A 24850-nucleotide genomic window follows, 5' to 3' on the forward strand; every position below is an offset into this window, starting at 1 on the left:
CCGTTGATCAGCCCTCCCTGGGCACTCAGCTCGGAGCTGCGCACCGTGGCGGTGTGAAAGACCACCACCATGTGTTTCAGGTGCTGGTCGTTTTTCAGCCGGTAGAAGATGTCGGCCCCGTCCAGGTCGGGCATCATGACATCCAGCAGGATGAGATCCGGCAGGAAGTCCTGGATGGAGTCGAGCGCACGCAGGGAGACATTCTCCTCGCGCACTTCATAGTTTCCTACATCCTCCAGGTTCATCCTGAGAAGACCGGTGAGAAAGGGGTCGTCATCCACGAGCAGGATGCGCCTCTTGCGTTGGCTGGGGGGCTCAGCAGGAGTGGACGGGTTCATGGTGTCACTCTCATGTTGGGTTGAGCTGGCTGGGCCGTGGTGCCGGGAGGCGCGGTGCCACGTGGAAAAGGAAAATGGGAGGGGAATCAGGGGAAGGTCATCCGTCGTCCGCGATCTGGCGCTCGGGGCTGATGCCCTCCAGCAGGATCATGGCGCTGCACTGGTTGTCCAAAGAGATGAGCCAGGCGGGCTCGGACGGCTTGGTGGTGAAGAACTGCTCGTAAATGTGCCGGGAATCGTCCACGGGCAGCGCACCGGTGTCGGAGATCTCAATGATCACCGTGGTGTCCCCGGCCTCGAACCAGGCTTCGCGATACCAGTTGGCCCGTTCATTGGAGGTGAAGGTGTAGGCGTAGGCGCGGATGTTCAGGCGTCCGCCGTCGGGCATGGCATCGATGGCATTGCCCAGGCGGTGGGCGACGGATTCCACGAGGCGGCTGCGGTCCACCAGGACTTTGGGCAGGGCCTTGCCGTACTCCTTGCAGACGAGGATGCCCGTCAGGCTCTCCAGTCGTGCGGCGACATTGGAGAGGGCTTCCTCGATCACCTCCACCACATCGTGCGCGCTCTTCACCATCTGCTGGGCCGCGTAGGCACCGAGCATGCCGGACATGATGCTGTCAATGCGGCCAGCTCCCTCGCGCAGGAAGGAGACGATCTTGGCGCGGGATTCATCCGTGAGCGGTCGCGGGCGCGCCACATAGTCAGCCGCGAGCAAAATGAGGCTCAGGGGATTGCGGATTTCATGGGCGATGCCAGAGACAAATCGCGCGAGGGAGTCGCTGTTCTCCATGCCAAAGAGCTTGGCCTGTTTGTTCTCGCGTTCCCGTCGTGCGTCGGGTGATTCCTCCGTGCGCCAGAGCAGCGCGTGGCGGATCGCGTCGTCCAGCGCCTTCGGCGTGAGCTGGCTGTGGAGCAGGGCATCGCTGGCACCGGCCAGACGGGCCTTGTCCACCAGCGCGCCATCTTCATCCGGTGCAATGAGGATCACGGGAACATTGAGACCCAGCCCGGTGACAGACTCCACAAAAGACAAGCCTTCCTCGCCCGCCACCACGGCCACTTCGCAGGCCTTTTCACCCATCTTCCGGAAGGCATCGTCAGAGCGGTTGGCCAGCACGGTCTGGTCATTGGCACGGGCATTCTGCAGCACGTTGCGCACTTCTTGACCCCGTTCATTGTCCGGAGCCAGCAGCATGATCCGGTTATGGTGATTGGCATTCATGCGTCAATGGGTCGATCACTGTGTCTCGACAGACCGCGATGGGAAAATGCAGGAACCCGTAGTGTGTGTAATGATGCCAGCAGGACCGGCGGCAAGTCCAGACATTTTGGTATGCGGACTTACATAAGTACCGGTGATCAGATAAGTATCGGACACGGTGGCTCCGCGACTGATGACGCAGTTCTCCCCCACGACCACCCGGGGACCCACGCTGGCACCGTGAATGGTGGTGCCGCTGCCCACCCAGCAGGGCGCATGAAAGACCGTGTCCCGGGAGATGGAGCAATGATGACCCACATACACACCGGGGGCGATTTGATGTTCCAGCTCAGGGACCTTGCTGCCGCTTTTCTGCAGGCCATCCAGCCAGCGCTGCGCCATGGCAAACCACGTCTGTGAGGCGGGTTGCTTCGGCAGATAGTGCGTGAGTTGGGCTCCGCGTCGAATCACCACATTCCCCGTTGTATCCAGAAAGGTGCAAGCCTCCGGACGCGAGGTGGGAGGACCGGTGGCCACCTGCACACGCCGGTTGATGGGGAAGGTCTCGCATACGTAGGCATAGACCCGCTCATCCGGTGCCTCGAGCCAGAGGCGCAGGGTGGCATTGCTGCGAAAGAGCACGTCCATCCAATGGTCCAGCACATGATGCGTGCCCAGATCCCACAGCAGAAAGGGACGGTCCTCCACCCACTGGTTTGGCTGGCGGGAGATGATGGCATCACAGGTCATGGGGAGTGAGGCTCGGAGTGGATGGCTCGGTCAATTTCCGCCGCGATTCTTGAAGGCAGCGGGCACGGTCTGCACCAGGATCTTCAGATCCAGCAGGAGGTTCTGCTGGGCGATGTATTGCAGGTCCAGGCTGATGGCCTGGTCATGCGTGAGGCTCTTGCGATCACTGATCTGCCAGGGGCCGGTCAGCCCCGGCTTCACCTTGTGGCGCAGCAGGTCTCGCGGCGTGAAGTCTGCCACCTCCCACGCGGCCAGCGGGCGGGGGCCCACCAGACTCATCTCTCCGCTGATGATGTGGAAGAACTGCGGGAGTTCATCGATGGAGAATCGCCGCATGAACTGGCCAAACGGGAGGATGCGCGGATCGCGGTGATACTTGTCTGAGGGCGAGTGCTGCTGCAGGGCATGGCGCAGCTTCAGCACGGACTCATCCTCAGGGATGTCGAAGTTGCACGCCGTCTCGTTGATCTTGTGCTCCTGGATCTTTCTGGCGATGGCCTCTGCATCCCGGCGCATGGTGCGGAATTTCATCATCTTGAAGAGGCGTCCGTCCTTGCCCACGCGGGAGCCTGCAAAGACGATCGGCCGCCCATCCATGATGAGGATCGCCAGCGCCGCGCAGATCATGATGGGGGAGAGCAGCAACACGAGGATGACACCCGCCACGATGTCCACGAGGCGCTTCGCGCCCCGGCGCAGCCCATGCCGCAGATGATGGCCGATGAGATCGCGCCATCCCGCCGGACCGCGACAGCATCCACGGGACTCACCCGCCAAGGCATCATCGGCCAGAGCGATGGTGGGCTGCTTCATCTCGTGCGTGGACATGGCGGTGGATCCTGCTTCAGAAGTACTTGGTCACCTGGAGACCCACCTGGGTGCGGTCGGCGGTCTCGGGCTCATCGTGGCGCTGCCGCTGCCGCCAGTGCAGATAGAGCTCCACATGCAGATGATTGGCACTGGGGTCCGGGTTCTCCCGGAAGCCCAGCGTCAGCCGTGTCGCGGGCTCTGTTTCTCTACGGCCCGTGTCATAGTCCCTGCCGATGAGCTGGAACTCACCGGCCACATACCAGTGTGTGCTGAGATCATGCTGCACCTCCGTGCCAAAGCGGATGTCCTGGAACAGAGCACCGTTCTCGACAATGGAAGGCTCATTCCCCACGCGGAATCTCGCGCTCACACGCGTCTGCTCGGTGGCGAGCCATTGCACCGCCGCGGCGGCCACAGGGCTGAATTGTGTGCCCTTGGGCGGTGTCTTGTCGAACTCCCGACGCTCCACCCCGGCGCGGGAGTAGAGATTGAGTTTGGCCGTGGGCCGCCAGCGCCACACGACGAGCAGTTGCGCATAGTCTTGCCGACCCGCCTCCTCCTGCTCGAAGTCGAGCCTGCCCACCTCTGTTCCGAGCCCCAGCGTCGTCTTGGGAGTGGCCGCCCATTCCAGTCCCGCTTCACCGGTCCATGTGGTGCGGTTGGAAATGCCGTCCGCCACGGTGATGTCGCGCCAGGAGAGACGGGTGCGCAGCCGTGTCTTCGGAGTGAGATAGTAGTCGAAGGCGGGCGAGACCTCGAAGACCGTGTAAGTGTCCTCCGGCGAGGTGTCATCGGACGAGGAAACAATCCGCTCATCATAGTCCACCCGCAGTGAGAGGTGCGAGGTCTCAGTGGAGCGACCCACCTGGCTGAAGACATGCTGCAGATGCTGCGTCTCATCTTCATCCACCAGATAGTGCAGCGTGGGCACATAGAGCAGCGTGCCGTAGTACTCTGTGAGCCTGCTGGCAGGGCTGCCCTCCAGCGGAACATCGCCCACATCCAGCCGGATGATGGGAGATAGCTCCAGCACAGTCCCGCCTTGGGCGCGGTCATTAGGTTCCGAGGCAATGTTGTCCGTGTAGAAGACCTCCCCTTGCAGGCCCAGGCTCACCTGAAACGGCACCGGCTGGGAGAAACCCCACGTAGGAGGCTGGCCGGCCGCTACGGGTGAAAGACTGCGCCAGCGGCGACGCTGGACGGTGAGCCCCAGATCCGTGTCGCGGCGAGGAGACTGCGCAATGGGACGGCTCACGCCACTGGTATTGCCGGACGGGGTAAACAACGCGTTGTCCAGGACGGTGCTGGATCGCAGTGAGGGAGTTTCTCCCGTTTCATAGCCTGGCAGCGCCACCGGCACGGGTGCGGGCATTCCTGGCGCCATCGGCAAAACCGGCTCTCCCTCCACGGCAAACACAGTCCCGCCAAAAAGCGCTATGGCTAACCTCCCCCAGACTGGCAATGCTGCGTCCATATTGGGCACGGCTCCCATTTAATCGTTATGCAACTAATTTGGTCAAGAGGATTTGCGCTTTGGCATTGACATTGCCGAGCCCGCCCGGTTATCACATGGATTCATGAAGCTGCCTTGTGGTTTGCTGGTGTCGGTTTTGGCCCTTGTCATTTCAGGATGTGCCACCGATTCGGAGCGGAAAACCACCTCTGGCAGCCTGCCACCGCCGCCGCCGCCGCCACCTGCCGGGGAGCACTACACCATCCGGCCGGGCGATCTGCTGGCGATCAGCTTTGCCGGGGAACCCACGCTCACCCAACAGGTCCGTGTGGACTGGAATGGCCTGATCAGCGTGCCCATCCTGGCGGCCGATGGCAAAGCGGAAGTCAAGGCCGCAGGGAGCTCACCGTCGCGGCTCGCAGAGCGGATCAGCGAGACGGCGCGGTCCAACCAGATGCTGGTCAATGCCCGTGCCCAAGTCCTGGTCATGGAGTACGCGGGCCAGGCCTACGCTGTGCTTGGCCAGGTCGCCCAGCCCGGCAGGTACACCTTCCCCAAGGGGGTGCCCGCCCAGCTGCCCATCGAGGAGGCCGTGGCTCTTGCCGGTGGGTGCACCCGCCTCGCCCGCCAGTCCAAGGTCCTGGTGAAACGCGGCACGCAGGTCTATGAGGTGAACCTGGAGCGGCTCTCCTCCCAGCCGGATCAGGCCCGGGTCATCATCATCCCTGGCGATGTCATCACCGTACCCGAGCGGCGCTTCTGACGTGACCCTCCAAGTGCCTGAGGGCGAGTTCATTCCAATAACCGCAAGCGTTGCCCGGCGTTGCTAATTCCCGCGTCACGGTGGCTGGAGCAAAACGGGGTGAAAAAACCGTGCAACTTTTCCGGCGCGTCGGAGTTGATACTGCTTGCTGGTGAAGGCCCTGGTGGGCAACAACTCGAATCGCTTATGCCCATTTGCCGTGTTGGAATAGTTGAAGATCACATCCTGATGCAGGAGGGATTGAAAGTGCTGGTGGGCAATATCGAGGGATTTGAGTGTGCTTGGGTGGCTCATTCCGCGGCGCAGGCCGTCGTGAGGATGCAGGAACTGGTGGCTGACATGCTGCTGGTGGACATCTCCCTGCCAGACCGCAGCGGATTTGAGCTAATTCGGGATCTGCAGGCCACGCACCCGGAGGCGGCGGTGCTGGTCGTTTCCATGCACGATGAGGAACTGTACGCCGAGCGCGCCCTCAAGGCCGGTGCCCGGGGGTACCTCATGAAAAACAGCTCCATCGAGGTGTTCGAGCAGGCCTTGAAGACGGTGGCGCAGGGTGGGATGGCCGTCAGCCGCAGCCTGTCCGACCGGGTGCTCATGGCTTACTCCTCTGGCGCGCCGCCGCGGTCGGAGACGGGCCTCCACATGCTGAGTGACCGCGAGTTCGAGGTATTTCAGCTGCTGGGGGAGGGGCGCAGCACCTTCAAGACGGCCGAGATCCTGGGCATCAGCCCCAAGACGGTGGATGTCCACCGCAGGAACATCCGGAGCAAGCTGGAGCTCGAGGACGGCGGGGACGTGGTCCGCTATGCCATCCGCTGGACGGAGTCACGCAAGCATCTGGGCCTGCCCCAGGAAGACCGGCGGGACTCGGCTTAGGTGGTGTGGGGGGATGCGGAAGCACGTGGATTCAGCCTCAGACATCGGAGGCCCTTTGAAGTCTTGATCTGCGATCCGACATTCGCCGCCTGGATGCGAAGCATCTTTGGGAGTGCTCGACCATCCGTCGCGGCTGACAACAGGTTCGAGGCTATCACAAGGTGTAGCCAAAGCGGTGATGCTCACCGCATGTCCCAGAATGCCGCTGCGCACATGCGCAGCAGATTGAGTGGGCGATAGGCAATTTTCACCCCAGTTTCACAAGCCGGGACGCCCACAAGGAGCGGCGGTTTGTGCTTGCACAACCGCCGAGGGAAAGCGGAGGGTTCGATCGTCAAATAGCCACTGCCTTATGTGGTCTTTCCGCTGCCTTCTTGCTTGGACGCACGCTTCCTCCGGCAACTATCGGCGGTTGTGCCAGCACAAACCGCCGCTCCTTGGATCCTTTGCCGTCGCGACCTTCAGTTGCTGACCTCCTTACGCATTTGTTGATTCATTGCTGCCTGAGCAACACCACGCAGGTCTTTCCGTCAATCAGCGTAGTCCGCAAATAATATTGTTACCTGCTCATCCTGAGTGTCTTAGGTCATGGCCGGGTAGGGGGCTTGATGGAGGTGGCACGTTCATTGCAATGTCATTGGGGTGCGTGAAGTCCCTGCGCTGTTGCCGGAGCAGCAGAGCGGGTGAGGTCGTGTCTTGCTGTCGCGAGGCACCCGGTATGAGAAAGTTTTTCCTTGATCCCCCTTTTTATGAGCAAGCCCCGACTGCAGTTTCACTGGTTCCTGCCCACGTATGGTGACAGCCGCTACATTGTGGGAGGTGGTCATGGCCTCCCTGCTGGCGCGGCCGCAGGCTCACGCCCGGCCACCATCGACTATCTGACCCAGATCGCCCGCAGTGCGGAGCAGCTGGGTTATGTGGGGGCGCTGACGCCTACCGGTGCCTGGTGCGAAGACGCGTGGATCGTGGACGCGATGCTGGCGGAGGCGACGGAGACTTTCAAGTTCCTCATCGCCATCCGGCCGGGTCTAATCTCGCCCACGCTGGCGGCGCAGATGGCGGCCTCCTTCCAGCGCTACTCGCAGGGGCGGCTGTTGCTGAATGTGGTGGTGGGAGGCGAGCCTCATGAACAGCGGTCCTATGGCGATCACTCGGCCAAAGAGGAGCGCTATGAGCGGGCGGATGAGTTTCTGCACATCCTGCGCGAGCTCTGGACCCGGACCAACGTCACCTTTCATGGCCAGTACTACCAGATCGAGAATGCCACCTTGCCTTCGCGCCCCGACCCGCTGCCACCGCTGTACATTGGCGGATCTTCCTCTGGGGCAGGACCGGTGACGGCCAAGCACATCGACGTCTATCTCACCTGGGGCGAACCCACTCCTGCGGTGGTGGAGAAGATTACCCGCATCCGGCGACTCGCGGCCCAGGAAGGGCGGCAGGTGCGCTTTGGCATCCGCCTCCACGTCATCACGCGGGATACCGCAGAGGCGGCGTGGGCAGAGGCGAACCGGCTGCTCTCCGCACTGGATCCGGAGACGATCCGCTCCGTGCAGGCCGGGCTCGCCAAGAGTGAGGGGGAGGGGCAGAAGCGGATGCTGGCCCTGCATCAGGGGTCCACTCTCAACTTGGAGATCGAGCCCAATCTCTGGGCAGGCTTCGGCCTCGTGCGCGGCGGGGCGGGCACGGCGCTCGTGGGCAGCCATGCGGAGGTGGCGGAGAAGATCAAGGCCTATGCCGAACTCGGGATCGAGGAATTTATCCTCTCCGGGGTGCCTCACCTGGAGGAGGCCTACTGGTTTGCCGAAGGGGTGCTCCCGCGGCTGAAGGCCGCCGGGCTGTGGCGGCATCCGCAACAGCCGGAAGTGGAGGGCAGCGATGAGCTGGAGGCGGAAACGGAGGCGCTGGTGGACATCCCCTTCTCACCAGCCGCCAGCCGGCGGGCTTCCGTCGTTTCCAGTGTGCCGCAGACGGCCTGACGCAAGGTGTAAAAAGGCGGGGCGGCATTGCTGCCACCCCGCCCTACCAACACAACGCATGAAAAATGGTGAGCGACGTCCTGCTTGATCGGGTGCGGTTCTAGAAGCTCACGCCGACGTTGAACGTGAAGAGGTGCTCGTCGGAGTTCCCGGTGATGGGCGAGAGCGTGTCACCCAGATTGTAGTAGAGGTAGCCGAAGCTCACCGCCCACTTGCCCGCGTGGGCCGGGATGCTGTTGAGGGACAGGGTCACCTGCGGCCCGACGGCAAAGTACCCGTACGTTTCACCGGCGTAGAAGTCGTTGCCCAGACCGGCCTTGGCCAGCACGGCCACATTCACGGGCAGCTTGGAGTCAGCGCCAAAAGTGTAGTTCGGCCGGATGCCTGGCTCGAAGTACCAGGTCTCCTTGACCAGGCCGGTGGCGGCGTCCCCGCCCAGGTCGTAGAGCGCGATGACATAGGGCTTGAAGGAGAAGTTTTTCCCAAAGATGCCGCTGTCATTGAAGGACAGGGTGCCGTTGATCCACGAACCGTCGCCATAACCATCGGCCGGGCTGGTCCAGTTGTTCCAGAAGGTGGTGAAGGTCCAGCGCTCGGCGAAGTTGAAGGTGAGGCCGATGCCGTAGTCGAACTCGGTGAAATAACTCCCGCGGTTGCCGGGGCCGGACACGTCGCCGTTCGTGCTGACGTCCGCCCAGAGACCGACGAAGAACTTGGCGGACTTCACAAAGCCGTCTCCCTCATGCAGACGGGTGTACCAGTTCAGGTACGGCTGGAAGCTCACGTCATCATCCTGCACGATGATGCCGCGGGTGTTGTACTGGTTGGCCACGGTCACTCCGAGATCCACGGAGAAGATCGATGAGGGAGGTGGCGGCGTGACCAGCGGTTCCACGGCCTTCCCTGAGGACTCACCCGCAGAAGCGGTGTGGAAAGATGAAACAACCAGCAGTCCAAGGATGCCAGCGCGGAGGGAGATGTTGTGTGTTTTCGGTTTCATAAGATGCATGATTTGGCGGGGCATCGAATAGCACTGGCTGTGCCATGAGATTTAAGGTGCTGGCCGTGAACAGGTTGTGGTGATGTGGAAGGTGGGTCTGCCTGCCGCGAACGCAGCAGCAGTGTTCATGTCGTGCTGGAGGATCAGCAAAAGGGCTGCCCGTGCTTCCGGTTGTGAGGTTGCTACCTGAAACCTTCCGGACTGACTTCCTGATCCGGGGATGAGTTGGCTCAATGAACCGCGTGGGATGTCCCTTCCCTGGTGAAACTGCTTCCGCGTTGCTGCGCTGGCAGCAGCCAGGCACTGGGGGCTTTGCCGCGCACTGGAGAGATGCCGGTTATTTTTGGGAGTTGTACGATTTTGCAATGGGCTCAGTGTCAGGAGGTTGATGGGTGTGCGCGATGGCGGCTTGTCTCCCGCACGGAGGCGCTGGCACGGTCAGTGCAAAGAAGGCAGGGCGTTGCTGAGGCAGCATCTGAACCTTGCATCCCCCTTCCTCTATCATGAGCACAACACAGAACCGCCACGTACCGGGCCCGCGTCTCGGTGTTCCCGGAGTCCCGCGTCCCGCCACGCCCGCTCACATCATCAAGGATGACGCCGAGGCCATTGCGGTCGCGGAGAAGCTTGCGGCTGAGTTTGTCAAAGAAGCCTCCCTGCGTGACCGGGAGCGCAAGTGGCCCGTGGAGGAGCTGGATGCCTATTCGCAGAGCGGACTGTGGTCCATCAATGTGCCACGGAAGTTTGGCGGGCCGGAGGTTTCCTATGTCACGTTGGTCAAAGTGATCGAGATCATCTCGGCGGCGGATCCGTCCATTGGGCAGATCACACAGAATCATCTGGGCGTGGTCGCCGCCATCCGCACGGTGTCTGACGAAGCGCAGCAGCGTCTGCTCTTTGCAGAAGTGCTGGCAGGCGTGCGTTTCGGCAACGCGTTCTCAGAGTTCGGCTCCAAGCGCGCGGTGGACTTTGAAACGCGCTTCACCGATCCGGGGCCGGATTCCGACCATGTCATTGTGAATGGGCAGAAGTTCTACTCCAGTGGCGCGCTGCTGGCGCATCTGGTGCCCATTGTCGCGCTGGATGGGGAGGGGCGCGCCTGGTATGCCATTGCGGACCGCAACGCCCCCGGGCTCACGGTGATTGATGACTGGTCGAGCTTTGGCCAGCGCACCACGCTGAGCGGCACGGTGATCCTGGACGACGTGAAGGTGCCCAAGGCGTATCTCGTGCCGGGGTACAAGGGGTATGATCATCACACAGCCGACGGGGCGATCTTCCAGATCATCCAGGTCGCGGTGGACACGGGGATCGCGCAGGCGGCCATCGATGACACCGTGGCCTTTGTCCGCTCCAATGCGCGGGCGTGGGTGGACAGCGGGCTGGAGCGCGCTTCGCAGGATCCCTACACGATCCAGGCCATCGGCGACCTCACGTTGCGGCTGCATGCGGCCCAGGCCCTGCTGGAAAAGGCTGCGCTCGCGGTGGACAAGGCGGTGGTGGAGGTCACGGAGGAGAACGTGGTGAAGGCCCAGATCGCCGTGGCGGAGGCCAAGGTGCTCAGCACAGAAATCGCGATTGCCGCGACCAACAAACTCTTCGAGCTGGGCGGGACCCGCTCCACGCTGGAGGTGCACAACTTTGACCGTCACTGGCGGAACGCACGCGCCCATACGCTGCATGACCCGGTGCGGTGGAAGTACGCGATTCTGGGAAATTACTTCCTCAACGGCGTGAACCCGCCGCTCCACGCCTGGAGTTGAGCCCTTCCGTGACATGAGCACCGAATCCCTGACCGCCCCTGTGGCGGCCCCTCAGAAACCGGCGCGCCCGGCCGTTCCCCATCGCAAGGAGCCGTGTGCCGGTCATGCTGCCCTCAGGCTCGAGGACATCACGCTGTCTTTCGGCGGCGTGGTGGCTGTGTCCAACATCGACATGAGCGTGGAGCCGGGCGAGATCCGGGCCATCATCGGTCCCAACGGTGCGGGCAAGAGCTCCCTCATCAACGTCATCAGCGGCGTGTACCGACCAGACCGGGGGCGCGTCTGGATCGGCGGGCGCTCCTATGCCCAGGTGCCGACGCAAAAGCTGGCGAGGCTGGGCGTGGCGCGGACGTTTCAGAACCTGGCCCTCTTCCGGGGCCTCTCGGTGTTTGACAACATCGTCACCGCCCGCGTGTTCGCGCGGCGTGCGAATTTCATCGAGCAGATGATCGGCCTGGGAAGGGCGCGGCGGGAGCGGCTGGATGCCCGGGAGCGGGCGGAGCGCATCATGAGTTTCCTCGATCTCACCGGCATCCGTCACACGGTGGTGGGCACGCTGCCCTATGGTCTGCAGAAGCGCGTGGAGCTGGCCCGGGCGCTGGTGGCCTCCCCCCAGATCCTGCTGCTGGACGAGCCCATGGCGGGCATGACCCTGCCGGACAAGCGCGACATGTCCCGCTTTGTGCGCGCGGCGCGGGATGAGTTTGGCATGACCGTCATTCTCATTGAGCACGACATCGGGGTGGTGATGGGGCTGTCCGACCGCGTGACTGTGCTGGAGCATGGCCGCAAGATCGCCGATGGCACGCCTGCCGAGGTGAAGGCGGACCAGGCCGTCATCGATGCCTATCTGGGTGTCGTCCATGAGGGCGATGAGGAGGAACTGGCGGCGTCCTCCGGGAGCGGCAGGAGAGTTTCATCGAACGGCGGCTTGCGTTGACCCGACCACATCATTTGTTTTATGGATCATACGGAACTGCTCTTTTTCACAGAGGTGCTCGTCGGCGGCTTGCTCTCCGGGGTCATGTACTCGCTCGTCGCCATCGGCTTTGTGCTCATCTACAAGACCTCTGGCGTGCTGAACTTTGCCCAGGGCTCGATGGTGCTCTTCTCCGCGCTCACGTTTGTCAGTCTGGTGGAGCGGGCCGTGCCCTTCTGGGTGGCCTTGCTGGCCACCTTTGCGTTGATGGTGCTGCTGGGCTTGAGTATTGAGCGGCTCGTGCTGCGGCCGCTGGTGAACAAGCCGCCCATCATCCTGTTCATGGCCACGCTGGGGCTGTCTTACATCATCGAAGGCGCGGCGCAGCTTGCCTGGGGCACGCAGGTGCATGCGCTGGAGCTGGGCATCGAAGATTTGCCGTTGGAGATTGCCGGGGTTTTCATCAGCAAGTTTGACCTCTTTGCCGCAGCCATCGCGGCTGCGATGGTCACCGTGCTCACGCTTTTCTTCCAGTACACCCGCGTGGGCCTGGCCTTCCGGGCGGTGGCGGATGATACCTTTGCGGCCTATGCCGTGGGGCTGCGTCTGCCCCGGATCTGGGCCACGGTGTGGACCGCGGCGGGTTTTGTCGCCACGGTGGCGGGCCTGCTGTGGGGCGCGAGACTCGGTGTGCAGTTCTCCCTGTCTCTCATCGTGCTGAAGGCGCTGCCCGTGCTCGTGCTCGGCGGGTTTGATTCCATCCTGGGGGCCATCGTGGGCGGCCTGATCATCGGCGCGGCGGAGAAGCTGGCGGAGGTGTATCTCGGCCCGTATGTCGGCGGCGGGATCGAGAGCTGGTTCGCCTACGTCATCGCCCTGGGCTTCCTCCTCATCCGGCCCTCCGGCTTGTTTGGCCAGAAGCCGGTCGAGCGTGCCTGATTTGATCTGACTCCTGATCTTCCTCCGCCATGTCCACTTCTGTTCTTTCCTCGGCCCCTGCTGCCGCGCGGTTTTCCCTCCCTGTCTGGGTGGGGCCGCTCATCACCCTGGGCATCGCCTTCGGCGTGATCCCCTTTGTCAGGCACCAGCTATCTTTTCGATGCCATCCTGACTCCCTTGCTGGCGCTGTCCCTGGCGGCGCTGGGGCTGAACCTGCTCACCGGTTACGCCGGGCAGCTCTCGCTCGGCACGGCAGCCTTCATGGCCGTGGGGGCCTTTGCGGCGTACAACTTCAACCTCCGGGTGGAAGGGCTGCCTTTTGTGATTTCCATCGGGCTCGCCGGGCTGTCCGCGGCGGTGGTGGGGATCTTCTTTGGCCTGCCCAGCCTGCGGCTGAAGGGCTTCTACCTGGCCGTATCCACGCTGGCGGCGCAGTTCTTTGTGCAATGGGCGCTGACCAAGTTTGACTGGTTCTCCAATCACAACCCCTCCGGCGTCATCGATGCGCCGCCGCTGGTGCTCTTTGGCATCACGTTCGGCGGTGCGGTGGGACGCTATCTGTTTGCCCTAACCGTCGTCACGGCCGTCACGCTGCTCACCCTGCGCCTGCTGAACACGCAGACGGGGCACAACTTCATCGCCGTGCGGGATCATGAACTGGCTGCCCGGGTCATCGGCGTGCCCGTGCTGCGGACCAAGCTGCTGGCCTTTGCCATCTCCTCCTTCATCGTCGGCGTGGCCGGAGTGCTCTGGGCCTTTGCCTATCTGCGCACCGTGGAGCCGCATGGTTTCAACCTTGATCGTTCCTTTCAGATCCTTTTCATCGTCATCATTGGCGGCCTTGCGTCCATCCGCGGCGCCTTCTTCGGCGCAGCGTTAATTGTGGTGTTCCCCCTGGTGCTCTCGCGTGTCGGCAGCTTCCTGCTCGGGAGTTATTTTGACTCCGGCGTGTTGGACATGAGCCAGCGCATTGTCCTGGGCGTCCTCATCATCGCCTTCCTCATCCTGGAACCGAGGGGGCTCGCATCGTTGTTTGATCGCTTAGTGCGGTTTGGAAAGCGGTAGGTGGTTTGGGGGTCAGTCGTTTTGGAGACCAGTGCGTCAGTGGGCAGTGCGTCAGTGCGTCAGAATGAGGTGGTTTGGGTATCTTGGGTGTATGACGCTTCCTCGAACCAAACGAGGCGTGTAAGGGGAATGTGCGACTGTCTCTGAGCTGCCTAAAGGCGGAACTCCAACCCTGACGCGACACCACTCATCGTCCCAAGTTGCTTCCCGCTGTTCACGGCCAAACTACCCCCCCTCTGACGCACTGACGCACTGCCCACTGACGCACTGGGCTCCGAAGCGTTGCGCCACCAAAGATCCCTCACCACCCCCTAACCGCGCCTGACTCCCAAATTCCTATTGACCCAGTGGGGTATTCTGGTGGAATATTCGCGAACTGACCCTGCCAAGGGAAGAGGCACTCACCGCCAGGGGCTCACCGGAACACGAGAGGCCACTGGCACCGCCGGGCGGTTTGCCGCCCCCAACCTCTCTGTTTGTATGCCCTTGTCCAAGCTTCGTAATCTGCTGCGCCGTCCTGCCGCCCATCGCGGGGGCATTGTCATGCCGTCGGTGCTGGAGGAGGTGGACGAGATTGATCTGCCGGAGCCGGGGCCAGCCCGGGGGCCTCTGACGGAGCAGGAGGCGCAGGTGGTGGCGGACTTCGCCGCGCATCTCCCCAGTCTGAGCAGAGGCCGTGTGCTGGATCTGGGCAGCCCGGACGGGCGCGTGGGATTGCAGGTGCTGAAAGGGTGCGAGGAAAGTGCCGTCACCTATGTGCATCCTTGCTGGGATCGCGTGGCGGATGCCCTCATCTCGGTGGGGGAGGAGCTGCGACGCCAGCCCGGCCAGCGCTCGCGCATGAGCTATCATGTGAGCCAGCTCACGGCGCTGGATGTTTCTTTTGTTTCGTATCACCGTTATCTGACCTGGGTGGGGGTAGGGGACTGCCTGGACCAGGGCGTGTCTGGCGGAGAGGCCACCTGGAGCAGCCGCACCCGGGCCTCGCTGGAGGTGCTGCTGGAGTGGTATGCCGCTCTCACCAGGAACCATCCCCAAGTGCAGACCCGCCTGCTGCTGGGCGTGTCCGACAGCGATGCCGGGACCCTCGCGGCCCTGGCCAGCCTGCATGGGCTGGAGGTGGAGGCCTCACAAGTGCACCCGGGCGCGGTGGCGGTGTTTGAACTGCATCACCGGTTCATGGAAAGCATCCGCGGTTCCGCGGAGATGAAGGCGATGGCTGCCTGAGAGGGGGCCGCCGTGTGCCGTCTTTGCAAATGACAAGCCTGCCGGGACTGTCTGGTTGGGGTTCTAGGAAATGTGAAATGCGGGCCGGTGGAGAACTACGGCTGCGGGAGCAGCGATGCTGAAGGGTTGCTGCGTGAGAAGCACCTGGCATGGGGGATGAAAAGGACCGGGTGTGATTGATGGAGGTTACCGCAAATTTTTTCATGCTGGATATCCGACTCACCTTCTGGAGGTTGGAGGAAATGCATAGGGTTGATGCGTCGGCGCAAAACACGGGTTGGCACGGTCAGTGATTAAGAGAGGCGTGCTTGATAAGAAGCAAACCAGACCAGATCGAACCATGAAGACCACAGCATTCCTCAAACCGCTGCGTCACGCAGCCCTCGGTGCCGCCCTGGCGGCCATTGTCGGTGCCTCCCCTGCAAAGGCGGATGAGCAGTTCTTCCCCCTCCAGAGTTACCGCGTGGGCCCCTATGCGGCTGGCGGCACGGGTTTCTTTGGCGGGTTCATCGACTATCTCAATCTCGTCAACACCCGCGATGGCGGCGTGAATGGCGTGAAGCTCACGTGGGAGGAAGGGGAGACCCAGTATGAGGTGGAGAAGGGCGTGGAGGTGTATGAGCGGCTCAAGAGCCGCCCGAACATCGCCGCCTGGACGCCGCTCTCCGTGGGCATCGCTTATGCACTGATTGATCGCGTCACAGAGGACAAGGTGCCACTCACGACCATCAACCACGGCCGCACCGACTCCACTGACGGACGCGTCTTCCCGTACATCTTCCCGCTGCTGCTCAATCCCTACAGCGAGACCTCCGGCATCGTGAACTACATTGCCACGCGCGAGGGCGGACCGGAGAAGCTCAAGGGTAAGAAGATCGTGGTGCTCTACCACGGCTCTCCCTATGGCAAGGAAACCATCCCCATCTATGAACTGCTGGCGGAGAAATACGGGTTCGCGGTGCAACAGATCGAGGTGCCGCACCCTGGCAATGAACAGCAGTCCCAGTGGCTCACGATCCGCCGGGTGAAGCCCGACTACGTGGTGCTGCGTGGCTGGGGCGTGCAGAACCCCGTGGCGCTGAAGACCGCCCAGAAGACCGGCTTCCCGGTGGACAAGATCATCGGCAATGTGTGGTCGAACTCCGAGGAGGACGTGATCCCCGCGGGCGATGCGGCGAAGGGCTATGTGGCCATCACCACCCAGGCCTCCGGCGCGGAGTATCCTGTGGTGCAGGAGATCGTGAAATCCCTCTATGACAGCGGCAAGGGCAACCTCCAGGACAAGAAGCGCATCGGCAGCGTGTACCACAACCTCGGGATCGTGAACGGCATCCTCAACGTGGAAGCCATCCGCATTGCCCAGGTCAAGTTTGGCAAGCGCACACTGACCGGTGATGAAGTGCGCTGGGGCTTCGAGCACCTGCAGCTCTCTCCGGAGCGCGTGAAGGAGCTGGGCGCAGAGAACCTCTTCCGCTCCATCCACGTCACGTGGGACAACCATGAAGGCAACGGTTATGTGAAGTTCCAGCAATGGGACGGGAAGAAGTGGACACCGGTGTCCGACTGGATCGCGCCTGACTGGGCCCTGCTGCGGCCGATCATTGAGAAGTCCTCCGAGCAATATGCGAAGGAGAAGGGCCTCAAGGTCCGCACCAAGGAAGAGGTGGACAAGGTCAACGGACCCACGGGTGTGGCCAAACAATAAGCAAACCCCGGCCAGCCCATGAGTGAGGCAGCGTCAACATCACAGGGGGCCGGTCCAGCACCGGCCCCTTCACCCGCCCCGGAAGTGCATCTCGTGATGGAGGATGTCGAGGCGGTGTACAACCACGCCATCGTCGCCCTGCACCATGTGAGCCTGACCGTGAGGAAGGGCGAGATCGTGGCGCTCATCGGGGCCAACGGCGCGGGCAAAAGCACCGCGCTCAAGGCCGTGTCCAATCTCCTGCCTGCACTCCGCGGGCAGGTGACGGCCGGGCACATTCGTTATGAAGGGCGTGATGTCTCCCGCACCAGTCCGGCGGATCTCGTCCGCCAGGGGCTGGCGCAGGTGCTGGAGGGCCGTCATTGCTTCCGCAGTCTCACGGTGGAGGAGAACCTCCTCACCGGCGCTCTGGGGCATGTCTACCGGCGTCGCAAACTGGCCAGTGCCCTGGACCGCATCTACGACATCTTTCCCCGTCTGGCGGAGAAGCGCCGGACGCTCGCGGGCCTGGCCTCGGGCGGGGAGCAGCAGATGACGGCTATCGGCCGGGCCCTGCTCTCCAAGCCCAGGCTGCTGGTGCTGGACGAGCCCTCCATGGGATTGGCTCCTCTAACCGTGCAGAACATCTTCCGCATCCTGAAGCAGCTCAACCAGGAGGAGGGGCTCTCCGTCCTGGTGGCGGAGCAGAACTCCACTGTGGCCCTGCAGTATGCTGATCATGTGACCGTGCTGGAGGCAGGCGTCACGGTGCTGGAAGGGCGCGCCGAGGAGATCCGGCGTCGGGATGACATCAAGTCCTTCTACCTGGGGGAGGCCCCCACCAGCGGCCCGTCCCGGCCAGGAGCCCTCTCCGGAACGTGAGGGGCCTGTTTTCCGCCACCTTGCTGCTCCAGCAGCACTTGGGCAGCAGTTCCTGTTGCCGTTGATTCACCGCCAAGAAGCATCAAAACTATGCAATGTGCTCAATATCAGCGTGTTAAACGTGTTGGCATGACTTCTGCCATTGTTTCACTGGCAGCAGTTTCTGCGCGCCGCCACTTCCTCCCATCCACCGTGGCCTCACGGAGATGTGCCTGACAGCCCCGGTCCGGGGCCTGTGTTGAGCAGGGAATCGTGCCCCACCAGCCATTCCATCTTCACCTCACCAAAACAAACCGCATCATCATGAGCCATCCCCACACCTCCAACAACGGAGACGACGGCCGCGCCCCCCTCAAGTTTGCGTACTGGGTACCCAACGTGAGCGGCGGACTCGTCATCAGCAACATCGAGCAGCGCACCAGCTGGGACATCGACTACAACCGCAAGCTCGCCCAGATCGCCGAGCAGAACGGCTTCGACTACGCCCTGAGCCAGATCCGTTTCACAGCAGGCTACGGGGCGGAGTATCAGCATGAGCCTCTCGTCTTCAGTCACGCCTTGCTGGCTGCCACAGAGAAGCTGAAGCTCATCGTCGCCCTGCTGCCCGGCCCCTGGGAGCCCGCGGTGGCGGCCAAGCAACTGGCCACGCTGGACCAGATCACCGGCGGGCGGGTGGCCATCAACGTGGTGAGCGGCTGGTTCCGCGGGGAGTTCGCCGCCATCGGCCAGCCCTGGCTGGACCACGATGAACGCTACCGCCGCAGTGAGGAGTTCATCCGCGCGCTCAAGGGCATCTGGACGGAGGAGAGCTTCACCTTCAGGGGTGACTTCTACCGGTTCAATAATTATTCCCTGAAACCCAAGCCGCTCCAGCAGCCACACCCGGAGATCTTCCAGGGCGGCAGCTCCCGCGCGGCCCGGGACATGGCCTCCCGCGTGAGCGACTGGTACTTCACCAACGGCAACACGCCCGAGGGGCACAAGACCCAGATCGATGACCTGCGGGCCAAGGCCGCGGCCAACGGCCGCTCCGTGAAGATCGGGGTGAATGCGTTTGTCATTGCCCGGGATACTGAGGAAGAGGCTCGCGCGGTGCTGCAGGAGATCATCGACAAGGCCAACCCCGAGGCGGTGCACGGCTTCGAGCACGAGGTGCGCAATGCCGGCAAGGCCTCCCCTGAAGGCGAGGGGAACTGGGCCAAGTCCACCTTCGAGGATCTGGTGCAGTACAACGATGGGTTCAAGACCAACCTCATCGGCACCCCGCGCCAGATCGCGGAACGCATCGTGAATCTCAAGCGGATCGGCGTGGATCTCATCCTCACCGCCTTCCTGCACTTCCAGGAGGAGGTGGAGTACTTCGGCAAGCAGGTGCTGCCCCTGGTGCGTGAGCTGGAGGCGGAGCCTGCGCCGCAGACCGCCTAGGCGGAAGGAATGGCCAGCAGCCCCAGGGCAGGCCGTGTTTTGCTGCACGGCTTGCCGACCAGCGCATCCCGGGTCATCATCAACAGCTCGTTAGTCTAAAACCGACATCCATCCTCACTCGCAAACGTACAATTCCCATGTCCGACGTACTGTTGATCTCTGGTAGCCCGGCTCTGAAATCCCGCTCCTCCCACTTGCTGGCCTTCGCCGCCAGCACGCTCGATGCCTGGAACGTCTCCAACGAGACGGTGAGCATTCTCGACTTCCCCGCGGAAGATCTCATCCAGGCGCGTTATGAGAGTGAGTCCTTCACGGCCTTCAAGGCCAAGGTGGAGACCGCCCGGGCGATCATCATCGCCACCCCCATCTACAAGGGATCCTTCACGGGCGGCTTGAAGGCCCTGCTCGACATCCTGCCCCAGAACTCCCTGCGGGGCAAGACCATCGTCCCCATCGCCACGGCGGGCACCCAGGCCCACCTGCTGGCCATCGATTATTCCCTGAAACCCGTGCTCTCCGTGCTGGGGGCCACGGACCTGCGGCAGGGGGTGTTCGTCGTGGACACCCAGTTCCACTACACGGACACCGGCTTCCGGCTGGATGACCACGTGCAGGAGCGCTTCGACACCAGCCTGGGGCGTCTGGCCGTGACGCTGAAGGCGCAGGTCCAGGTCTGATTCCTGCCGCGGCTCGGGTTCGCGAGAAGGGGCCCGCGTTCACCGCATCCGCCTGCGGGGTGCGCCCCCTGCCTGCCGCACCTTATTTCATCAGACCCTCCTCTTTACAGCCCAACCACCCACATCTGTACAGTATGTTTGTCATTGAATCGCTCGCGGAGAAACCGCCATCCAGGCCCAATCGATCCCACCCGCTGGAAATCGCCGAACGGCTCGCTGGAGAGTTCGCGCAGACGGCTGTGGAGCGGGACAAGCGGGGCGGGACGGCCAAGGCCGAGCGGGACCAGCTGCGGGAAAGCGGGCTGCTCAATCTGCTGATCCCCACCAGCGAGGGCGGTCTGGGGGCGGAGTGGCCGGAGATCTTCCGCATCATCCGCCTCTTTGCCCGGGTGGACAGCTCCATCGCCCATCTCTTCGGCTTTCAGCACCTCATGCTGGCCACGGTGGAGCTCTTTGGCACGGAGGCGCAGCGCCGTCACTACTACACGCAGACGGTCGCCAACAACTGGTTCTGGGGCAATGCGCTGAACCCCCTGGATGTGCACACCACCGTCTCGTGGAAAGGGGACAAGCGCGTGGTCAATGGCCGCAAGGGCTTCGCCTCGGGCTCGTCAGATGCGGATGCGCTCATCGTCTCCGCCGTGGAGCCGGGCAATCCCAAGCTGCTCATCGCCGCCGTGCCCCTCCCGCGTGAGGGCGTGGCCGTGCGGGGCGACTGGGACAACATGGGCCAGCGCCAGACAGACAGCGGCACGGTGGAGTTCACCGATGCCGTGCTGGAGGACGAGGAAATATTGCGCAGCCCCGGACCGCTGGGCAGCGTCCGTGCCACCCTGCGGCCCTGCATCGCCCAGCTCATCTTTTCCAACATCTTCCTGGGCATCGCCGAGGGGGCCTTCAATGAGGCGCGGACTTACACCTCCGCGCAGACGCGCTCGTGGATCACCTCCAATGTGGAGACTCCGCAGGAGGATCCCTACATCCTCCGGCACTATGGCGAGATCTATGCCCAGCTCCAGGCTGCCAAGCTGGTGACGGATCGCGCGGGCGACTCCTTCCAGCGGGCCTGGGAGATTGGCGATGCCATCACGGAGAACCATCGCGGCCGCGCCGCGCTGGACATTGCCACGGCCAAGGTCATCACCACGCAGTCGGGGCTGGATATTGTGAACCGTATGTTTGAGGTCATGGGCTCACGCTCCACCACCGGCTCGGCGCGGCTGGACCGCTACTGGCGGAACCTCCGCACCCAGACGCTGCATGATCCCGTGGACTACAAGCTCCGCGAGCTGGGCGACTGGTCGCTGAACCGTCGCATCCCGAACCCGTCCTTTTACTCATGAGCATCAGCCCCAGTTGGTCCAGCCCGGTGGAGCACGCCCTCGCCGCGATCGCGCGCGGTGAGCTGGTGGTGGTGGCGGATGACGCCAGCCGTGAGAACGAGGGGGACCTCATCCTGGCTGCAGAGAAGGCCACGGCGGAGAAGCTCGCCTTCATGGTGCGGCACACCAGCGGCGTCGTCTGCGTGGCCCTCTCTCCCGAGAGGCTCCGGCAGTTGCACCTGCCGCTGATGGTTGAGGAAAATACGGAATCTCATCGAACCGCCTTCACCGTCACGGTGGACTGGAAGTACGGCACCACCACGGGCATCTCGGCGGCGGATCGCAGCCGCACCATTCGTGCCCTGGCGGATCCCTCGGCCACGGCGGATGGCTTTGCCCGCCCGGGGCACATCTTCCCCCTGCGCGCTCATCCTCGTGGTGTGCTCAGTCGTCCGGGGCATACTGAGGCGGCCGCAGATCTGGCTGAGCTGGCGGGCCTGCATCGCGCTGGAGTGCTGTGTGAGCTGGTGAATGACGATGGCTCGATGATGCGCGGCGCGCAGCTGACGGACTTTGCCCGGCAGCATGGCCTGCCCTTCCTCTCCATTGCCGATCTCATCGCCTGGCGTCGGCAGAATGAGGCCGTAGTGCGTCTCACTGCCTCGGCCCGTCTGCCCACCAAGCACGGCGTCTTCACGGCGCATACTTTTCTTTCTCTGCTGGATGGCGTCGAGCATGTGGCCCTGGTGAAGGGAGAGGTTACTAACAGAGAGGATGTGCTGGTGAGAGTGCACTCGGAGTGCCTCACCGGAGACATCCTCGGCTCATTGCGCTGCGATTGCGGTCAGCAGCTCGATCTTGCCCTGCAACGGATCGCTCAAGCGGGCGAGGGTGTGGTGGTCTATCTCCGGGGGCATGAGGGGCGCGGCATCGGTCTGACCCACAAGCTCAAGGCCTATGCCCTGCAGGACACGGGGCTGGATACGGTGGAGGCGAATCTCGACCTGGGCCTGCCGGTGGACTCACGCAGCTATGATGTGGGCGCGCAGATCCTCACGCACCTCGGCCTCACCTCCATCCATCTTATGAGCAACAACCCGGCGAAGTTCACCGAGCTCTCCGGGTATCGCATCAAGATCACCAAGCGCATCCCCTTGATCACCGCTCCAAATCATGAGAACCTGTCTTACTTGCACACCAAGCAGCAGAAACTCGGGCACAGCCTGAATCTGCCCGTCACAGCCGCCTGAATACCAACACCCAGGGCGCGATACACCAAGTCAGGAAAATCACCCTTAGACTTCCTTGTCGCATGCCAGCACCTTCCAAGTCCGTATTGACGCTGCCGAACGTTCGCGCTCAGGCGGCGGTTCATCGGGCGAGTTTAATCGTCTTTGAGGATCCCAAGTCCCTCGCGCTCATGCAGCGCATCGAGCTCATCGCCCCCAGTGATGCCAATGCGCTGATCGTGGGCGAGACCGGCACGGGCAAGGAGATCATTGCCCGCCATCTGCATGATCTGAGCGCCCGCAGCCGGGGCCCGTTTGTCGCGGTGAACTGCGGCGCGTTTTCTGAGACGCTTGTGGAGAGCGAGCTCTTCGGTCATGAGCGCGGCGCCTTCACCGGTGCCACCGTCGCCAAGCCAGGATGGTTCGAGACCGCGCACGGCGGCACGCTGTTTCTGGATGAGATCGGCGATCTGCCCCTGCCTCTGCAGGTGAAGCTGCTGCGTGTGCTGCAGGAGCGCCAGGTGGTGCGCATCGGCTCGCGAAAGCCGGTGGAGATCGATGTCCGCCTGGTGGCGGCGACGAACGTGCATCTGGAGGAGGCCGTGGCCGCAGGCCGCTTCCGGGAGGATCTGTACTACCGGCTCAAGGTGGCCGCGGTGGATCTGCCATCGCTGCGGGAACGTCCCGGTGACATCCTGCCGCTGGCGCGTCATTTCCTCCGGATCTACGGCGAAAGGCTCGGGGTGCGCAATGCCACGCTCAGCCCCGTGGCCGAGCAGCAGCTGGTCACCGGTCACTCGTGGCCCGGGAACATCCGCGAGCTGGAGAACGTCATCCATCACGCGCTGCTCGTCAGCAAGGGGCGCGTGATCCGGCCGGAGGATCTGAACCTCGCCAGCCTGCGCCCGCGCACCGTCAGCCCGACCAACGCCAACCACCGGGAACTGGAGGCGGAGTCGAGATTTCGCTCGGCCCTGCTTGCCCTGTTTGAAGAGGGCGGGGAGCAGCTCCATCTGCGGGTGGAGGACCTCGTGATCAACACCGCCTACGAGTACTGCCACCGGAATCAACTCCAGACCGCCCGTCTGCTCGGCATCAGCCGGAACATCGTGCGCGCCCGTCTGGTGCAGAGCGGTCAGCTGCTCGCCATCCGGCGGCATGCAGAGACGGTGGAGGCGAGTTGATTGGAGTGAAGTGAAGTGAAGCGAAGGAGGCTTACATGAAATCGATGAAACTACTCAAACGGATGCTGGCACTTTCAGCCGCGGGCTTGATCTGCGGGGGTGTTAACCCGGCGGCGGCACACGGCAGTGAGGCGGCCTTCCAGGAGGTGGCCGCCCATCGCAAGGGGGGCAAGGCCGAGGCGGCGAGCGCGGACTTTGGGAAACTGCTTCAGCGATGGAATCCGGTCGGCAAATCGCTGCGTGAAGTGAAGCAGGTCATCGGCACCCCGGACTGGGAGCGGCAGGACGCCATCGGCTATCGATTCGACACCGGCTGGGGAGGCTGGGAATGGACCTTTGTGCTCAAAGACCAGGTCGTCAGACAGGTGCAGCGGACCGGCCTCGATTGATCGGCCAAGGTCCGCGGGCAGGTGCCGATTCGTCGATTTCGTTCTTTTCGTGCATTTCGTACTTCGTACGGAGAATTTATCAGGGTTCAGGATGAAGGAGTTGTGACGGATGAGGTTTTTAGGGGTGTTGGAGGTGGGTTTGGGATGAAAGAGAAGGTCGGGGAGCGCACGCATCCTGCGTGCTGTTTCCGGCATCCTGCCGGGAACGTCAGTCGCGCTTCGCTGAGGTGGTAACCCAGGAAAAACGGGCGCGCTTGCTGGCAGTTGAACCCGGAGGGTTCGCCATGAATAGCCGCGGGTCGACCGAGTGAAGCGAGGGCTACCCGTGGTGCGTCCCCATCCGCCGTTCTACCGCGGAGCGGTAGTCCCATGGTGTTGCGCATTCCCTGACGCATTCCCGGCTTTCGCATCCATCGGCGCTTGTCCATTCGGGCCTACCGCTCCGCGGTAGCATTCCGGCGATCCTTTCCGTGGGTTGCACTCGCTAGGCTCGCTTCACCCACGGCTATTCATGGCGAACCCTCCGGGTTCAGAGCGGCCTCGGTGCTGCCGCCCTATGGCGTGGTGAGAACGGAGGAGGAGGGGCTCCGCTGGGAGTCGTTGGAGGATCGAACCTCACAAGGTGTCCCGAAAGCGGTGATGCTCACCGCAGTCCCCAAACGGCTTCGCCGTCAGGTGTTGGGGATGGTGGGTGCGAGGAGCGTCAGGGGCTTGAGGTGTCGGAGGGACGCTTGACTGAGGCTTCTGCAAGATGCAGAAGCCAGTCGCGCCTGGAAGCGTGCGGTCCCTACGGAATCCCAGGCCCTCCTTCCTGGCCTACCTGCTGGAGGCAGGTTAGTAGGTAGTAGGGTTAGATAGGTAGATAGGTAGATAGGTAGATAGGTAGATAGGTAAGGGTAGGGAGCTCTATGGCGTTGGTTCGAGGAAACATCAACATGGCCCGCACTGCGTTCACCCTGGTGGGCCATTTTT

Annotated in this window: 21 protein-coding genes and 1 pseudogene; 16 read left to right on the forward strand and 6 right to left on the reverse strand. The window is 62.9% G+C overall.

From position 1 onward, the window contains the following. From BV106_RS07240 to BV106_RS07260, 5 genes are all read right to left on the reverse strand, one after another. On the reverse strand, positions 1 to 338 hold a 338-nt coding region (locus BV106_RS07240), incomplete at its 3' end, for a response regulator (RefSeq protein ID WP_051945329.1). 97 nt (positions 339 to 435) lie between these two features. Beyond that, positions 436 to 1563, reverse strand: a complete 1128-nt coding sequence (locus BV106_RS07245) for a histidine kinase dimerization/phospho-acceptor domain-containing protein (RefSeq protein WP_038162674.1) — start codon at positions 1561 to 1563, stop codon at positions 436 to 438. Between the two features lie 15 nt (positions 1564 to 1578). Beyond that, positions 1579 to 2292 (reverse strand): hypothetical protein, encoded by a 714-nt coding sequence (locus BV106_RS07250; RefSeq protein ID WP_038162677.1) that lies wholly within the window; start codon positions 2290 to 2292, stop codon positions 1579 to 1581. Between the two features lie 30 nt (positions 2293 to 2322). Continuing rightward, entirely contained in the window at positions 2323 to 3120 is a 798-nt protein-coding gene (locus tag BV106_RS07255) for a sugar transferase (protein WP_051945332.1), read from the reverse strand. Positions 3121 to 3136: 16 nt separating this feature from the next. Then, positions 3137 to 4474 (reverse strand): hypothetical protein, encoded by a 1338-nt coding sequence (locus tag BV106_RS07260; protein ID WP_038162680.1) that lies wholly within the window; start codon positions 4472 to 4474, stop codon positions 3137 to 3139. A 205-nt stretch (positions 4475 to 4679) separates the two neighbouring features. Between BV106_RS07260 and BV106_RS07265 the strand changes: the two genes are divergently transcribed. The 3 genes from BV106_RS07265 (at position 4680) to BV106_RS07275 (ending at position 8173) form a co-directional block, all read left to right on the forward strand. Continuing rightward, on the forward strand, positions 4680 to 5318 hold the full coding sequence (locus BV106_RS07265; RefSeq protein WP_038162684.1) for a polysaccharide biosynthesis/export family protein: 639 nt from the start codon (positions 4680 to 4682) through the stop codon (positions 5316 to 5318). Positions 5319 to 5504: 186 nt separating this feature from the next. After that, entirely contained in the window at positions 5505 to 6194 is a 690-nt protein-coding gene (locus BV106_RS07270; protein ID WP_038162687.1) for a response regulator transcription factor, read from the forward strand. A gap of 749 nt (positions 6195 to 6943) precedes the next feature. Beyond that, on the forward strand, positions 6944 to 8173 hold the full coding sequence (locus tag BV106_RS07275; RefSeq protein ID WP_051945335.1) for an LLM class flavin-dependent oxidoreductase: 1230 nt from the start codon (positions 6944 to 6946) through the stop codon (positions 8171 to 8173). A gap of 100 nt (positions 8174 to 8273) precedes the next feature. Here BV106_RS07275 and BV106_RS07280 read toward each other — a convergent pair whose 3' ends face one another. Further along, on the reverse strand, positions 8274 to 9173 hold the full coding sequence (locus BV106_RS07280) for a hypothetical protein (RefSeq protein WP_265595421.1): 900 nt from the start codon (positions 9171 to 9173) through the stop codon (positions 8274 to 8276). Between the two features lie 503 nt (positions 9174 to 9676). On the opposite strand from BV106_RS07280, the gene BV106_RS07285 reads away from it, so the two are divergent. From BV106_RS07285 to BV106_RS07345, 13 genes and pseudogenes are all read left to right on the forward strand, one after another. Further along, positions 9677 to 10936, forward strand: coding sequence for an SfnB family sulfur acquisition oxidoreductase (locus BV106_RS07285; RefSeq protein WP_038162692.1), 1260 nt, complete (start codon positions 9677 to 9679; stop codon positions 10934 to 10936). A gap of 13 nt (positions 10937 to 10949) precedes the next feature. After that, positions 10950 to 11876 carry an ABC transporter ATP-binding protein gene (locus tag BV106_RS07290; protein ID WP_051945337.1) on the forward strand — a complete coding sequence of 309 codons (927 nt, stop codon included), beginning with the start codon at positions 10950 to 10952 and terminating at the stop codon, positions 11874 to 11876. Between the two features lie 21 nt (positions 11877 to 11897). Next, positions 11898 to 12794, forward strand: a complete 897-nt coding sequence (locus BV106_RS07295; protein ID WP_038162694.1) for a branched-chain amino acid ABC transporter permease — start codon at positions 11898 to 11900, stop codon at positions 12792 to 12794. A gap of 29 nt (positions 12795 to 12823) precedes the next feature. Then, positions 12824 to 13859, forward strand: a pseudogene (locus BV106_RS07300) (branched-chain amino acid ABC transporter permease). Positions 13860 to 14339: 480 nt separating this feature from the next. Further along, a complete protein-coding gene (locus BV106_RS07305) occupies positions 14340 to 15086 on the forward strand; it encodes a hypothetical protein (RefSeq protein WP_038162696.1) in 747 nt (248 codons plus the stop codon). A gap of 340 nt (positions 15087 to 15426) precedes the next feature. Further along, on the forward strand, positions 15427 to 16791 hold the full coding sequence (locus tag BV106_RS07310) for an ABC transporter substrate-binding protein (protein ID WP_038162698.1): 1365 nt from the start codon (positions 15427 to 15429) through the stop codon (positions 16789 to 16791). 96 nt (positions 16792 to 16887) lie between these two features. Further along, complete coding sequence (locus tag BV106_RS07315; protein ID WP_051945340.1) at positions 16888 to 17652, forward strand: ABC transporter ATP-binding protein; 765 nt, start codon at positions 16888 to 16890, stop codon at positions 17650 to 17652. Between the two features lie 303 nt (positions 17653 to 17955). Continuing rightward, on the forward strand, positions 17956 to 19077 hold the full coding sequence (sfnG, locus tag BV106_RS07320; RefSeq protein WP_038162700.1) for a dimethylsulfone monooxygenase SfnG: 1122 nt from the start codon (positions 17956 to 17958) through the stop codon (positions 19075 to 19077). Positions 19078 to 19214: 137 nt separating this feature from the next. Then, positions 19215 to 19754: an NADPH-dependent FMN reductase gene (gene ssuE, locus BV106_RS07325; RefSeq protein WP_038162703.1), complete on the forward strand. Its 540-nt coding sequence runs from the start codon at positions 19215 to 19217 to the stop codon at positions 19752 to 19754. Positions 19755 to 19888: 134 nt separating this feature from the next. Then, positions 19889 to 21097: an acyl-CoA dehydrogenase family protein gene (locus BV106_RS07330; RefSeq protein ID WP_051945342.1), complete on the forward strand. Its 1209-nt coding sequence runs from the start codon at positions 19889 to 19891 to the stop codon at positions 21095 to 21097. Then, positions 21094 to 22326 carry a bifunctional 3,4-dihydroxy-2-butanone-4-phosphate synthase/GTP cyclohydrolase II gene (locus BV106_RS07335; protein WP_038162706.1) on the forward strand — a complete coding sequence of 411 codons (1233 nt, stop codon included), beginning with the start codon at positions 21094 to 21096 and terminating at the stop codon, positions 22324 to 22326. The genes BV106_RS07330 and BV106_RS07335 overlap by 4 nt, the downstream gene beginning before the upstream one ends. Before the next feature lie 62 nt (positions 22327 to 22388). Further along, complete coding sequence (locus tag BV106_RS07340) at positions 22389 to 23489, forward strand: sigma-54 dependent transcriptional regulator (RefSeq protein ID WP_038162709.1); 1101 nt, start codon at positions 22389 to 22391, stop codon at positions 23487 to 23489. 44 nt (positions 23490 to 23533) lie between these two features. Continuing rightward, the gene (locus BV106_RS07345) at positions 23534 to 23878 is read left to right on the forward strand and encodes a hypothetical protein (RefSeq protein WP_265595423.1); all 345 of its coding nucleotides are present in this window, start codon (positions 23534 to 23536) and stop codon (positions 23876 to 23878) included. Positions 23879 to 24850 lie beyond the last annotated feature (972 nt).

The sequence above is a fragment of the Verrucomicrobium sp. BvORR106 genome (assembly GCF_000739655.1).
Lineage (GTDB): Bacteria > Verrucomicrobiota > Verrucomicrobiia > Verrucomicrobiales > Verrucomicrobiaceae > Verrucomicrobium.